10 protein-coding genes are annotated in these 13,719 nt (G+C 65.2%); 2 read left to right on the top strand and 8 right to left on the bottom strand.

The genetic code is table 11. From position 1 onward, the window contains the following. Positions 1-159: 159 nt before the first annotated feature. From argS to rpsU, 4 genes are all read right to left on the bottom strand, one after another. Positions 160-1,953: an arginine--tRNA ligase gene (argS, locus tag ABFD92_03110; GenBank protein ID MEN6503505.1), complete on the bottom strand. Its 1,794-nt coding sequence runs from the start codon at positions 1,951-1,953 to the stop codon at positions 160-162. A 201-nt stretch (positions 1,954-2,154) separates the two neighbouring features. Then, positions 2,155-2,535 carry a ribosome silencing factor gene (gene rsfS / locus ABFD92_03105; protein ID MEN6503504.1) on the bottom strand — a complete coding sequence of 127 codons (381 nt, stop codon included), beginning with the start codon at positions 2,533-2,535 and terminating at the stop codon, positions 2,155-2,157. Positions 2,536-2,544: 9 nt separating this feature from the next. Then, entirely contained in the window at positions 2,545-5,004 is a 2,460-nt protein-coding gene (locus ABFD92_03100) for a sodium-translocating pyrophosphatase (protein MEN6503503.1), read from the bottom strand. A 135-nt stretch (positions 5,005-5,139) separates the two neighbouring features. Next, a complete protein-coding gene (gene rpsU, locus ABFD92_03095; protein ID MEN6503502.1) occupies positions 5,140-5,328 on the bottom strand; it encodes a 30S ribosomal protein S21 in 189 nt (62 codons plus the stop codon). A 227-nt stretch (positions 5,329-5,555) separates the two neighbouring features. Here rpsU and ABFD92_03090 point away from each other — a divergent pair, with 227 nt between their 5' ends. Further along, entirely contained in the window at positions 5,556-5,885 is a 330-nt protein-coding gene (locus ABFD92_03090; GenBank protein ID MEN6503501.1) for a carboxymuconolactone decarboxylase family protein, read from the top strand. Beyond that, the gene (locus ABFD92_03085) at positions 5,885-6,313 is read left to right on the top strand and encodes a thioesterase family protein (protein ID MEN6503500.1); all 429 of its coding nucleotides are present in this window, start codon (positions 5,885-5,887) and stop codon (positions 6,311-6,313) included. The genes ABFD92_03090 and ABFD92_03085 overlap by 1 nt, the downstream gene beginning before the upstream one ends. A 125-nt stretch (positions 6,314-6,438) precedes the next feature. Here the strand turns inward: ABFD92_03085 and ABFD92_03080 are convergent, their stop codons facing one another. The 4 genes from ABFD92_03080 to ABFD92_03065 all read right to left on the bottom strand — a co-directional run bounded on the left by ABFD92_03080 (position 6,439) and on the right by ABFD92_03065 (position 13,257). Further along, positions 6,439-7,755, bottom strand: coding sequence for an alpha-L-fucosidase (locus ABFD92_03080; protein MEN6503499.1), 1,317 nt, complete (start codon positions 7,753-7,755; stop codon positions 6,439-6,441). A gap of 21 nt (positions 7,756-7,776) precedes the next feature. Beyond that, positions 7,777-10,008: a DUF3352 domain-containing protein gene (locus ABFD92_03075; protein ID MEN6503498.1), complete on the bottom strand. Its 2,232-nt coding sequence runs from the start codon at positions 10,006-10,008 to the stop codon at positions 7,777-7,779. A 23-nt stretch (positions 10,009-10,031) separates the two neighbouring features. Continuing rightward, entirely contained in the window at positions 10,032-11,855 is a 1,824-nt protein-coding gene (locus ABFD92_03070) for a DUF3352 domain-containing protein (GenBank protein ID MEN6503497.1), read from the bottom strand. 397 nt (positions 11,856-12,252) lie between these two features. Next, positions 12,253-13,257: an alcohol dehydrogenase catalytic domain-containing protein gene (locus tag ABFD92_03065; GenBank protein MEN6503496.1), complete on the bottom strand. Its 1,005-nt coding sequence runs from the start codon at positions 13,255-13,257 to the stop codon at positions 12,253-12,255. Between the last annotated feature and the right edge of the window lie 462 nt (positions 13,258-13,719).

Below are 13,719 nucleotides of genomic sequence, written 5' to 3'. Positions count from 1 at the left end.
GCGGCCTGAGCCGCCGCTTTGGATGTTGTTCGGCCTGAATGCGACACAGAGACGCAGAGAAGACGGATGGACAGAAGCAGAGGCGTCTTCTGCGTCTCCGGTGTGTTGGTCGATCCCTAGGAACAGCCAAAGCGGCAGCTAAGGCTGCCGCACTCCATATTACATCTGTTCGATGGTCTCGATGCCCAGCAGTCCCAGGCCGGTCTTGATGATGCGGGCGGTCAGGTCGCACAGGGCCAGGCGGCTGGAGCGCGCGGGCTCGTCGGCCTTGAGGACGGGGCAGGCTTCGTAGAAGCTCATGAACGCCCCGGCCACGTCGTACAGGTATGCGCAGAGCACGTTGGGCAGGCAGTCGTCGGCCACGGTCTGGACCGTCTCGGGGAACTGCGCGAGCTTGACGGCCAGCGCCCGCTCGGCAGGTTCGGTTACTGAGATTTGAGATCTCAAATTTGAGATCTCAGATGCGCCCTTGCGGAAGATGCTGCGAATCCGAGCGTAGGCGTACTGCATGTAGGGGGCCGTGTTGCCATCGAGCGAGAGCATCTTGTCCCACGAGAAGACGTAGTCGCTCGCGCGGTTCTGCGAGAGGTCGGAGTACTTGACGGCCCCGATGCCGACCACGCGGGCGACTTCGGGAATCTGTTCTTCCGTCAGCGAAGGCTCGCGGCCGTCGGCGAGTTCCTGCGCCCGGCGGTTGGCCAGAAAGTCTCTCGCGCGCTGGATTGCCTCATCCAGCAGGTCCATGAGTTTGACCGTGCCGCCCTCGCGCGTCTTAAACGGCCGTCGGTCGGCGCCGAGCATCATCCCGAACGGGACGTGCTCCAGCGACGCATTGCCAGCGAAGCTGGCCTTGCGGGCTGTCAGGAACACCATCTCAAAATGCTGCCCCTGCCGCGAGTCGGTCACGTACAGGACGCGATCGGCATGCAGCGTCCCGACGCGATACCGAATGGCCGCCAGGTCCGTCGTGGCATACAAATACCCGCCATCGGTCTTCTGCACGATCAGCGGCGCGTCGGAATCTTCGGGGCCCTTGCCTTTGAACTCATCCAGAAACACGCACTGCGCGCCCTGGGACTCCTGCAGCATGCCGTTGGCCTTGAGGGCCTCGACCACGCCCGGGAGCATGTCGTTGTAGGTGCTTTCCCCACGAACATCGCTGACACAAAGCAGCGTGCCCAAACGCTCATAGACCTGCTGACAATGCCGCATGGACACTTCCCTGAAGCGGTTCCACAGGTCTACCCCCTCAGTGTCGCCAGATTGCAGAATGACGACCTCTTGACGGGCGGCGTCGGCAAAGGCCGCATCTGCGTCGAAGCGAGCCTTGGCTTTTCGGTAGAACTCTTCGAGGTCGCTCAATTCAGATGCCGCTGCCGTCCCCATCGGATTGGCGGAAAGAAGATCTTTCAGGTAAGCCAGCAGCATCCCAAACTGCGTTCCCCAGTCGCCGACGTGGTTTTGGGGGATGACATATTGGCGGGCTTCGAGTGGCTCGCCGGCGATGAACTTGAGCGTTCGGGCCAGGGCGTCGCCGATGATCGTGCTGCGCAGGTGGCCGACGTGCATCTCCTTGGCCAGGTTCGGGCTGGAGTAGTCGACCACGACCGTCTGCGGCCGCGGCAGGGGAGACACGCCCAGGCGCTCGTCGGCCAATGCGGAGGCGAGCTGCGAGTTCAGGAACTCGCTCTTGAGCGTGATGTTGATGAACCCCGGTCCGGCGACTTCGACTTTGGCGGCCAGGTCCGACAGGTCCATCGCGGCCACGACCTTCTGCGCCAGGTCGCGAGGATTTGTCTTGAGCGCCTTTGCGGCCGCCATCACGCCGTTGGCCTGGTAGTCGCCGAACTCGGCACGGGCGGGATACCCCAGCAGGGCAGGCGTGCCTTCGGGCGCGCCGCAGGCAGCCAGTGCAGCACTGATTCGTCGGATTAGTTCTTGTTTGAGGTTCATTGTGTCGAGCCTGAAGGGCTCACATTCGTCAGCCCAGGGCGAAGCCCTGGGAAGACGGTTTTGATATTCAGCACGCCCTGAAGGGGCGTGACCAGGTCCGGCAGTTTTGTGCCGCCCCTGCGGGGCTCGATCGAAAACAAACGTCATTCCCAGGGCTTCGCCCTGGGCTGGCGAATGCAGGCCCTTCAGGCCTGTAAAGGGCTATTTTTTCGCGTAGCGTTTCCACTGGACGCGGGGGGCTTCGCCCCAGATCAGTTCCAGGTCGTAGAACGAGCGGTGCTCGGCGTCGAAGAGGTGTACCACCACGTCGACGAAGTCCAGCACGATCCACTGCCCGCGCTCGAAGCCCGCGACTTGCCAGACCTTCATGTCGTTCTTGCGGCCGTAGTCGATCATGTCCTCGGCGGCGGTCTGAAGCTGTCGGCTTGAGGTTCCCGTGGCGATCACGAAGTAGTCGGTGATCGGGCTGACGCCGCGCAGGTCCAGGACGACGATGTCCTCGGCGTTGTCCTCGGCGGCGATTATCGCGGCCTGGGCGGCGAATCGCTTTGCGGCATCGTCTTTGCGAACCTTCTTTGCCATAGTTTCCTTTTAATCCAGACCCAGCATCGCGCTGATCTGGGGAGCGTACTTGACGATCAGCCCGGCGAAGACGACCGAGACCATGCTCATGAGCTTGATCAGGATGTTCAGGCTGGGCCCGGAAGTATCCTTGAACGGGTCGCCGACGGTGTCGCCGACGACGGCGGCCTTGTGGGCGCTGCTGCCCTTGCCGCCCATCTGCCCGCTCTCGATGAACTTCTTGGCGTTGTCCCACGAGCCGCCGGAGTTGGCCATGAAGACGGCCATGGCGAACCCGCAGCAGAGCCCGCCGGCCAGCAGGCCCAGGACGCCGCCGACGTCGAGCACCAGGCCGACGGCGACCGGCACGATCAGCGCCAGCAGGCTGGGCAGGATCATTTCCCGCTGGGCGCCGGCGGTGGAGATCTCGACGCATCGGGCGTAATCGGGCGTGTTCTTGCCTTCGAGAATGCCGGGGATTTCCTTAAACTGCCGGCGAACTTCCATGACCATGGCCATGGCGGCGCGGCCGACGGCCTTCATCGTCAGGGCGCTGAAGACGAACACCAGCATCACGCCGGCGAACATTCCGCAGAGCACCTTGGGGTTCATCAGGTTGACGGCGTAGAAGTCCATGTACTGCCGCAGCGAAGCCCGCGAGGCCGCCCGAACCTGGTAGACCTTGCCGCCGGCGGTCAGTGCCCTGACGCCCGTATCGGGATCGAGGTCGCCCAGCACGGCGCCGGTCAGCGGGCCTTGCTGGAGGTTGCCTTCCTTGGGACGGGCCATGATCATGTAGGTGTCGAAGCTGGCGTCGCTGAGGCCTTCACGCGGCTTGGCGGCGATCTTGTCGTGTCCGATGTAAACCAGCGACCCGATGCCCGCCTTGGCGTCGGTGCCGGCGGCGGGAATCTGCTGCACGATGGCGGCGCGACCTTCGCGAACCTGCCCGACGCGGACTTCCTCGACGTATGCCGCCAGCAGCGCCAGCGCCGTCAGGGCCGCCGAACCGATGGCGAAGCCCTTGCCGACGGCCGCAGTCGTGTTGCCCAGGCTGTCCAGGGCGTCGGTGCGGCGGCGCACTTCCGGGTCCTGGTGCGTCATTTCGGCGTTGCCGCCGGCGTTGTCGGCGATGGGGCCGTACGCGTCGGTCGCCAGCGTGATGCCCAGCGTGGCGAGCATGCCCACCGCCGCGATGCCCACGCCATAGAGACCCATCAGCGGTTCGTGCCCGCCGCCGGCGAAGATGTACGCCAGGATGATCGCCACGATGATTGTCATCAGGCTCAGCCACGTGCTGCCCATGCCTTCGGCGATCCCGGCGATGATGACGGTGGCCGGACCGGTTTCGGCATTGTGCGCCACGCCCTTGGTGGGCTTATAGTCGTAGCTGGTGTAGTATTCCGTGGCCTTGCCGATGACGATGCCCGCGCCCAGCCCCACGCAGATGGCCAGCCACATTCCCCACCACGTCACGCCGGCGATGCCGCCCAGCAGGAAGTAGCAGATGCCTGCCGCCGCCAGCACGATCAGGGCGCTCGATCCGAACACGCCAGTGTTCAGGGCGCCCATCAACTGCTTCATCGAGGCGCCTTCCTTCGTCCGGACCATGTAGATGCCCAGGATCGAGAGGATGATGCCCGCTCCGGCCAGGACCATCGGCGCCGCCAGCAGGTTAAGGGCCTGCTTTTCGCCCAAGTCGAGGCTCATGGCCGCCGCGACGCCCAGGGCGGCGGTGGCGAGGATGCTTCCGCAGTAGCTTTCGTAGAGGTCGGCGCCCATTCCGGCGACGTCGCCGACGTTATCGCCGACGTTATCGGCGATGGTGGCGGGGTTGCGCGGGTCGTCCTCGGGGATGCCCGCCTCGACCTTGCCCACCAGGTCGGCCCCGACGTCGGCGGCCTTGGTGTAGATGCCCCCGCCCACGCGGGCGAACAGCGCCTGGCTCGATGCGCCCATGCCGAACGTCAGCATCACCACGGTGATGTCGACCAGCGTCATGTCGGAGAAGGTCCGCAGGACGACGAACCAGCCGCAGATGTCCAGCAGGCCCAGGCCGACCACGACCAGGCCCATGACGGCCCCGGCGCGGAAGGCGATCGTCAGACCGCGGTTGAGGCTTTCCTTGGCGCCCTGCGTGGTGCGGTTGGAGGCGAGGGTGGCCGTGCGCATTCCGATGTAGCCGCACAGGCCCGAGAAGAATCCGCCGGTGAGGAACGCGACGAACACGATCTCGTGCTGGACGTGGAAGACCCAGCCCATGACGAAGAGAATCGCCGAGACGACGACGAAGAAGACCGCGACGACCTTGTACTGGCGACGCAGATACGCCATGGCGCCGCGAGTGACGTATCCGGCGATCTCGATCATCCGCTCGTCGCCGGGATTGGCCCGCTTGACTTGGCCGTAGAAAACGCCCGCGAAGATCAGCGCCAAGATTGCCCCGACGGGGGCGAGAAACCATAACAAGGGCAGACCGAGAAATTCCATGTCCATGCTCCGAATGCGGAAGCGGCGCGTGCCGTTAGACTCCATTCTTCAGGCCGGAGTGAGCCGGCTGCCTGCGCCGGGCAGCCAGGGGGAGTCGTTGATGTACGAGCGCCTCCGGCAAGGCGCCGAAGAACGTTAAGGCCTGGGACCGAACGTGGTGCGCTTGACGCTCTTGCGGATGCGGCGGCGACGACGCTCGGAGGGCTTTTCGTAGTAGCTGTTGCGCTTGATGTCTTTTACCAGACCTTCTTTTTCGCACATCTTCTTGAAGCGCTTGAGCATCTGGTGAATCGACTCGCTGCCTCTGGACTTCACTTTGATCATTCTGCGACCACAGTTCCTTTCGCCGCGGAAGGCCCGCCCGCGCGACCGTCGCGCCGGCGTCCTCCGTGGGGAACACTATCCCTAATAACGGGAATCACTTCAACACAAATTTTCCACGCAAAACGCCATCTTGACGCCGCGACCCAGCGCTCTACAATGCGCCCTTTGCAGGGTGCCACGCACAACTCCGTTGTGCGTGTCCCCGACGCGCCCGCAGGAGACCCGGTATGGACCATGTGCCCCCCAGCACCAGCGACGCCTTCAAGACCTTCTTTTCCGAGGCCCCGGAACACGCCCAGGCCTTCATGGCCATGGTGCGGCAGTGCGCGGCCGCCAGTGCGCTGGACGCCAAGACCAGCGAACTGGCGTACCTGGCCGTGCTGGCGGCGATCGGACGCGTCAGCGGCGTGGCGTTTCATGTTCAGCAAGCCAAGGCCGCCGGCGCCTCACGCAGCGAAATTATATCGGCCATCCTGGTGGGGTTGCCTGCCGCGGGGCTGGGCGTGACGGCGGCGCTGCCGGCCGCCATCGCCGCCTTCGACGAGGAGCCCGCCTGATGCATCAGCCCGATCAGCCCAGCACGTGCGACATCGAGGTTCGCGTCCGCTACGCCGAAGTGGACCAGATGGGCGTGGTGCATCACAGCCGCTACCTGGAATACTTCGAGATGGGCCGCACCGAATTGCTGCGGCAGGGGGGCGTGAGTTACCGCCAGTGGGAGCAGCGGGGCATCCTGCTGGTGGTGGTGCGGGCCAGCGTGAGCTATCACGCCCCTGCGCGGTACGACGACCTGCTGGTGATCACGACCACGCTCGACCGCGTCGGCGGGGTGAAGATCGAGCACGGGTACAAACTCACCCGCAAAGACGACGGCGTGCTGGTGGCCAGCGGCAGCACGACCCTGGGCTGCATCGACCGCAGCGGCAAGATCGTCCCCCTGCCGCCGGAGATCACCGGCCGCATGAAAGGCTTGCGCGACAGCTAATACCGCAGGCGGCGGTACTATGGAGTGCGGCAGCAGCAGCTGCCGCTTTGGAAGTTGTTGAAAGCGCCGGCGCGTTCACGCCAGCGGTAGAACTGCCCATCGCTGAAAAACTCCGAAAGCGGCAGCTAAGGCTGCCGCACTCCATATGCGGCTAGGCTTGCGATTCGCGGGTTGGCGGTGAGGCTGTTGGTGCAGGTCACGCGGATGGATTCAGCGGGCAATGAGTCGAGCTTGATGATCCGCTGGGGCCCGACGGTCTGGGCCTGGTCGATGATGCTCCAGCGGCCTTGCGAGAAGACTTCGATGCGATGCTCGGCGATGAGTTGGCCCTGTGACAAATCCTCGCGCACGATGATGTGATTGACCGTGCTGCCCTGGGGCAGGTCGAGGATGGCTTGCGGGCCTTCGAAGGGACCGGCCGTGGCGATGGGGCGGGCGAAGCGGCTGGCGATCGCGTCGCCGAAAGCCTTGGCGGCCGCCAGCACCTCGTCGGTCATCAGCCCGCGCGGGTCGGGGGCGAAGTTGGGCAGGAAGTTGGCCCCGCGGCCGACGGATTGATAGTACAGCTCGATCATGTTCGCCAGCGGCAGAATGTCGCGGCCCCACCAGAACCAGTTGCCGCTGAAGATCGTGTTGGCTTCCCAGCAGCGATAGTATCGCCCGTACGGTTCGCCGCCGGTGGTGGTGGGGCGGGCGTACTCGCTGTCGTCGGAGGTATTCACCGCGTGCCAGAGCGGGTACTCGGCCACGCCGGTGTGGCCGCCGACGATCCACGTGTCCGGGCCGAACATCAGGCAATCCGGCTGCAGCCGCCGCACGGTGTCGTCGACGCGGCGGTAGAGCTCGTTGCCCTTGTGATGGTCGAACCAGAGGTAGTCGATGGGCCCGTACTGCGTCAGCAGCTCGGTCATCTGGTCGACCTGCGTCTGGATGTACCGCTCGTTGTACGTGCCGTGGGTGGTGTTGTAGATGTGCAGGCAGTGCGCGTCGTGCGAGGGTGTGTGGTAGAAGCCGACCTTGAGCCCGCGCCGCCGACAGGCGTCGACATATTCGCGCACGACGTCCCCGCGGCCGCCGCGCCAGGGGCAGTGGGCCACGCTGTAATCGTGCGTCTTCGTCGGCCACGTGCAGAACCCGCCCTCGTGCCGGGCGGTATAGACGACGTACTGCGCGCCCATGGCGACGGCGGCGTCCATCCAGTTCTCGCAGTCGAGCTCGACGGGGTTGAAGTGCGCCGTGTCGGCCACGCCGTCGCCGCTGACCTGGCGGGTGTAGGTCTCGATGCCGAAGTGGATGAACAACCCGAGTTGCCAGTTGTGGAACTCGAGCTGCCTCGGCGTCGGGCGGGCGATCTGCCCGCCTTGCGTGGGCGGCTCCTGCGGCGATGCCTGCTCAGGCGTGTAGTCGGTCAGGTCGCCCGGTGGGGTGAAGTCGTTGCTCATGTTGTCTCAGCGGTCGCTGTTTTACTGCTCTTCCTTGGGCGCCTCGGGAGGGGCTTTTTTCGACTGCTGGATGAACTGCGAGGCTTCCTGAAGCATCGCGTTGAATCGCTGGGTATCGACGACAAACACGTTGCCCGCGACGGTCAGGATGGGGGTGCCCTGCCCGTCGTAGTATCGCGGATTGTCGTACGCCAGCAACATGTTCGGTTCCGGCTGTGAGTCTGACGGGTAAGGAACGCACGTCACATCGGCGCCACTGAGGCGTTTGGTCGTGGGGTCGTAAGTGGGACGGCCTTGCTGGTTAAAGGCGCTCCTGAACGCGATTGCGGGCAGATAGCCCGCCTCGATCAGCAGCCCCGGATGCTCGGGCAACTTGTTGTTGCGCATCTGGTACTCGCGGTAGGCCCCGCCGATGGTCTTGAGATTGGTCAGGGTCGCGGTCTTGCGGGCCTCCCCCAGCGCCGAGCCCACGACGGGCACGGCAACGGCCACGGCGACCGGGGCCAGGCCGACAAACGCGTCGCCGGCGGGCAGAGTCGAATAGCGTTCAAACGTCACGCCGCCGTCGTCGCTGGACAGCGCACTGATCTCGGGCGAAACATACTTGCGCACCGCCAGCAGCGTCGGCAGCATGTCCGCCCGCAACGCCAGGGGAATCTCGCGTGAGGCGTTGGCCGCCGCCGACCAGCTTGCCAGCAGCAGCGGATAGACCTGCTGCAAAAGCCGCGGGCTGTCGGTGTAGGCGATCATGGAGGCGTTGGGTGAAACGAGCTTTCGGTAGTGCATGAATCGGGCAGTAGTGGCGAGGCCGGCGGCGGGTTTGACGGTCGCGGCTGTGAGCACCTGCGGGAACAGGGCCAGGTGCAGGCGGTTGTTCTGGATGGTCCAGGCGGGGGCGACGGGGACGGATTCTCCGGCGAAGGCGATGTAGCTGATCGCCCCGGCGCCGCCGGGCAGCGACTGCAGCAGAGGCTGTCGTCGTCGCCGCTGCTGCGGATCCGGTAGCGGCAGGAACCGCTGGCACAGGCTGTCGATCGAGGCCTGAAGTTTCTGAGGATCCTTCGCGTCGACCCAGACGGCCGTGCCGGTCAGGAAGCCTCCCAGCGACGGCGCGCTGGCCAGCGTCCAGGGTCCCTGCAGTGGCGCCAGCACGTCATCCTCGATGGACAGTCCCAGCACTTCCTGGATGGCGGCATTGGCGGCCTGGGGTGAGGGCGGAGAATCGGGCAGGTGCTGAAGCACCTTGAGCGCCTCGCGCCACAGTTCCAGCAGGGAAATATTCGCCGCCACGGCGATGTCGGCGTCGGCGGGCACGTCAGTCAAAGCCGAGGCGGGCAACGGCGAACCGACGACCGCCCCGAGCAGGCCTCGGTGTGGGCCGGGGCTGATGAGCCTCGTCTTGGAGAACAGTCCGGGCTTGAGCACCCGCGTGCAGGAGACCAGAGCCTGGGCCTTGTCCAGGCCCAGGGCGGCGATCACCGCCTTGGCAGGCGAGGGTTGCGTTGTCGGCGCGGCGGCCTCTTGCGGGGCGTCCGTCGGCGCCGGCGACTTCGCGACGGCTTCGAAGGCCTTGACGGCCGCGGGGATGTCCGCATAGGTCACCGTCAGAATGTCCGGACCCTGCACCTGCTGGAAGGCGGCCTGGAACTTTTTGCTGGCGGCCAGGCTCGTCTGGGCCTTGACGGCCAGCAGCCTGGCGACCATGCCTTCCCCGACGGTGAAGAAGAAAGTATCGCCGACGTATCCGAAGCAGACTGCGCCGTCTGTTGATTGCTTATACGTCAGGCCGCCTTCCTGGACATCTTTGGTCGTTCCGGGTTTTCGCATGATCTCGAACTGTGCCGCAAATGCCGCCTTGTCACTGCCCAGATCGACCAGAAACGCAATCATCGGGCGCGGACCGGTCTTCGGGACCGTCAGGTCCACCAGGCTCAAAGCCGCCCGATGCCGCCACGCCAGGCGCGCCGCCTCCCACATCGCCGCAATTTCCTTGCCCTGATCGTCGTTGGGCAGGTGGGCCATGGTTGTCGCCTGCAGCGACTTGAACAGTTCGGCCAGGGCGGGTTCCTGGAGCATCTGCCCTGCCGCGGCGGCATTGAAGGCATCGGTGGCGCCGGCCCAGCCGAAATAGATCAACGACTGCTCGGGCAGGCGGTCGGCCAGGGGGGCCTGTGCGTTTGCCGGAGCCTGGGCGGCCGCGGGGATCGCCGACATCAGCACCAGCGTCACGGTCAACATTGCGGTGATACGCATTTGAGTTTCCTTTCTCGAAGCGTCTACTCTTGGGGGAAGACCTGCGGGTCGACGTGTATTGGTTCGGCGTAGCGTACTGGTTTGCTTGCCGTGAACCCAAACTGCATCGCCATGTTCAGCACGCTGGACAGGACATTGCCCATCGGCAGGGTGCAGTAGTCTTCGGTGGTGACGCCGCCTTCGTCGCTGGACAGCGCCGAGATCGCGGGCGAAACGTATTTCTGCATCGTCAGCAGCGAAGGCAGCATGCCCGGGCGCAGGTTGATGCCCTCGCCGGCGGCTTCATTTGCGCCCGCCGTGCCCAGCGTCAGGATCAGCGGGTAGACTTCCTGAAGAATCCGGGGGCACTCGACGTAGCTGATCATCGAGGCCTTGGGCGAAACCAGGCGGCGGTACTGCAGGAACTTGGGGTTCTCCGCCAGCGAGGCGGCCGGCTTCTGCATCGCCGCGGCGACGACCTGCGGGAACAGCGCCATGTAGAGGCGGTTGTTCTGGATGGTCCACGCCGGGGCTACCGGCACGACGTCGGGGGCAAAGCCAATGTACTTGACGTTGCCGGCGTTGCTGACCATCAACTGCGGGCCTCTGCTGCGCCGGGCGGGTTGGGTGGTCGGGGCGGCCAGGAACCGCGAGCAGAGGCTGTCGAGCGACTGCTGGAGCCTGGGGCTGTCCTTGACATCGGCCCAGACGACCGTGCCGGTGAGGAATCCGCCCAGCGACGGCGCGCTGGTCATCGTCCAGCTATCGCCCAAGGTCGCCAGCAGGTCCTCCTCAACCGCCAGGTTGATCGAGGCCTGGACCATGGCTTTGATGCTTTCGGCCGTCAGCGGCGCGTCGGGCACGGCCTGGACGAGCCCCAGCATTTCGCGCCAGAGCGCCAGAAGGGAAATGTTCGCCGCGACGGCAATGTCGGCGTCGGCGGGGACATCGGCCAGGGCATCGGCCTTGAGCGGAGCCGCGGCCAGCACCCCCAGCAGACCCTGATGCGGGGCCGGGGAGATGATCCGCGTCCGGGTGTACAGGCCGGGCTTGAGAACGCGGGTGCAGGAGACCAGGAGCTGGGTCCTGCCCAGGCCCAGCGCGGCGACGAACTTCTTCATCGGTCCGGCGGCGGGCGTTGCGCCGGCGGCGGGGGCGGATTCGCTGGCCGGGGCGGGGATGAAAGAATCGACCGCTTTGACAATCGCCGGAAGATCCACAAAGCTGATTGTCAGCACGTCGGCCCCGGTGACCTGCTTGACCGCGCCGGCGAACCTGGCGTTGGAAGCCAGGCTCGATTCCGGCTTGACCGCCAGCAACTGCTTGACGATGTCTTTGCCGATCGCGAAGAAGAACGTGTCGCCCATGTAGCCGGTGCTGATGGGGCCCGGCGGCGCGTCGACGGTCTTGTACGCCACCGCGCCTTCCTGCGCATCCTGCATGGGCGGCAGGTGCGCGTTGATCAACGCGTCGAACTGTACGCTGAACGCGGCGCGGTCCTTGCCCAGGTCTACCAGGATCGCCATCTGCGGCTGCGGCTCGCCGCCGGCGGCCTTGAGGGCCGTTACGGTCAGGGCCGCCGGGTGTCGCCACGCCAGGCGCCCCATCTCCCAGGCCAGCTTGAAGGACTCGCCCTCCTTTCGGCTGAGATTCTCCAGCGCACTTTTGTGCAGCGACGCCAGCAGGTCGGCCAGGGCCGGCTCGCCGAGCAGTTGCCCCGGCGCCGAGGCGTTGAAGGCGTCGGTGGCGCCGGCCCAGCCCATGTAGGCCAGCGACTCGGCAGGCAGGCGGTCGGCCAGCGGCGCCTGAGCGGCCGCCGGGACGGCAAGAACCAGAACCAGTAATAGAATCGTCCCACGACTGTACATAGATGTCCCTTTCCCATTGTCTAATTTGCGAACGTGCAACTTCAGGCCGCGATGATACGGATGACGCCCGGAGGCTTCCAGAAAATTCTGAAGCCCTCCCGCCACGGCACGCGCTATCGCCCCAAACTCACCACAGTCGACATGAACCTTCAGTTCACCCGAAACCATGAAAATATTGGGTGGCATGGCGACACGCGCAGCGGGTCGCCATGGGCTCGAGGCGAGCATCATGGCGACCCACGAGAAACAGAAACGTGTGTCGCCATGCCACCCCGCGGTATTTCAGAACAGAGGCGCAGAGTAGGATGAGGTTGGGAACAAGACTCGCCCGCGAGTTTTGTTTTTACCCCCTCGTTCTTCTCTGTGCCTCTGTGGTCATGTTGTTATTCACGCCGCATCAGCGTGAATCGACATCGATCAGAACCTTCATCATGTCCGGTCGTGCGGCCAGGGCGAGCGCCTCGGCCGCGCGCGAGAGCGGCAGGCGGGCGGAAATCAGATCTTCCACCCGCACGCTGCCCTCGGCCAGGGCGGCGATGGCTTTGTCGAAAGGCCCGCAGCGGCTGCCCACCACCGTCACCTCGTTAATCACCAGCGGGGCGAGGTTCATGCCGCCCTCGGCCGCGAAGGTGCTCTTGAGCACGATGACGCCGCGCGGGCGCACGGCGCGCATCGCCAGATCGAACCCGGCCGCAGAACCCGTGGCGTCGACGACCACGTCGGCGTCGGCGGCGGGTGAGAACTCGTGGCACAGCCTTTCCAGGCTGTGTCCCACAGGCTGGAAAGCCTGTGCCACCTGCGCTGTCCGTACGCCCGCCCCGCGCGCCAGGGCGAGCTTGGTTTCGTGCTTGCCCACCAGCAGCGCGTCAAGCCCGCGCGACCTGAACGCCCGCGCCGTCAGTTGCCCTAATCGCCCGTCGCCCAGGATCACGCAGCGCTGGCCGGCGTCGATGTGTACTTGCTCGAAGATCTGCATCGCGGCCGCCAGCGGCTCGACGAAGACGGCGGCGTCGTCGCTGACGCTGTCGGGTATCGCGTGCAGGTTAGCTTCGGGCACGGCTACGAGCTCGGCGAAGACGCCGTCCCGTTTGGCGATGCCCAGCACGCCGCGCATGGGGCAGTGGTTGCCCAGGCCGCGCCGGCACAGATCGCAGCGTCCGCACGGGCAGTTGATCTCGACCGCGACGCGCCGGCCGAGCCAGTCCGCCGGTCCGCGTGCGACGGTGGCGACGCACTCGTGCCCCATCACGCCGGCGAAGCCCATGTAGCCTTTAACGATCTCCAGGTCGGTCTTGCACACCCCCGCGAGGCGGACAGCCAGCAGAACCTCTCCCGCCTCCGGAGCGGGGGCCGGGTAGTCGCTGCGGAGCGTTACCGTCTTGTCATAGCACAGTGCGAGCATGGGGGGAGATTATAGCCAGGTCGCGGCGCGGCCGCGACCGATTGCGGATTTCAGATTTCGGATTAGATTCAATGAGCCTAGGCGAGGCTCCAGGGTTTAGCCAGCCTCCGGGGAACGTGTTCTTCATGGTCCCGCCTCTGCGAGGCGGGTGGTAAACAACCGCCGACTTCCGGAGGCTCACGCCTGCGGCTAAATGCTGGCGTCCCTGCGGGACGCAGACCTAAGCCTGCCACGCCGCTGATTGCGCGGTTATTGCGCGGGCAGAGACATAGAGACTCACAGACATGTTCCCTACCCCTATTATAGCCGCTGGACAGCGGGGGTCAATAATCCACGTGCCAAAACAGCGGGAAAACCCGCTATTAAAAAATAATTTTGCGCTTAGTGGACAGGTGGTTTCTGCAACTTCGCAGTGAATCCGCTCCGCCGCGGTGGCGATGCCGAGGGGATTGTCTACCTGAG

The sequence above is a fragment of the Planctomycetaceae bacterium genome (assembly GCA_039680605.1).
GTDB lineage: Bacteria > Planctomycetota > Phycisphaerae > SM23-33 > SM23-33 > JAJFUU01.
Note: the sequence above shows the minus strand (reverse complement) of the source record. Positions and strands in the feature narration are given on the sequence as shown.

Excerpts from the sequence above, each read along its gene's own strand:
- argS (MEN6503505.1), bottom strand. The coding sequence starts at position 1,953 with ATGAACCTCAAACAAGAACTAATCCGACGAATCAGTGCTGCACTGGCT.
- rsfS (MEN6503504.1), bottom strand. The coding sequence starts at position 2,535 with ATGGCAAAGAAGGTTCGCAAAGACGATGCCGCAAAGCGATTCGCCGCC.
- ABFD92_03100 (MEN6503503.1), bottom strand. The coding sequence starts at position 5,004 with ATGGAATTTCTCGGTCTGCCCTTGTTATGGTTTCTCGCCCCCGTCGGG.
- rpsU (MEN6503502.1), bottom strand. The coding sequence starts at position 5,328 with ATGATCAAAGTGAAGTCCAGAGGCAGCGAGTCGATTCACCAGATGCTC.
- ABFD92_03090 (MEN6503501.1), top strand. The coding sequence starts at position 5,556 with ATGGACCATGTGCCCCCCAGCACCAGCGACGCCTTCAAGACCTTCTTT.
- ABFD92_03085 (MEN6503500.1), top strand. The coding sequence starts at position 5,885 with ATGCATCAGCCCGATCAGCCCAGCACGTGCGACATCGAGGTTCGCGTC.
- ABFD92_03080 (MEN6503499.1), bottom strand. The coding sequence starts at position 7,755 with ATGAGCAACGACTTCACCCCACCGGGCGACCTGACCGACTACACGCCT.
- ABFD92_03075 (MEN6503498.1), bottom strand. The coding sequence starts at position 10,008 with ATGCGTATCACCGCAATGTTGACCGTGACGCTGGTGCTGATGTCGGCG.
- ABFD92_03070 (MEN6503497.1), bottom strand. The coding sequence starts at position 11,855 with ATGTACAGTCGTGGGACGATTCTATTACTGGTTCTGGTTCTTGCCGTC.
- ABFD92_03065 (MEN6503496.1), bottom strand. The coding sequence starts at position 13,257 with ATGCTCGCACTGTGCTATGACAAGACGGTAACGCTCCGCAGCGACTAC.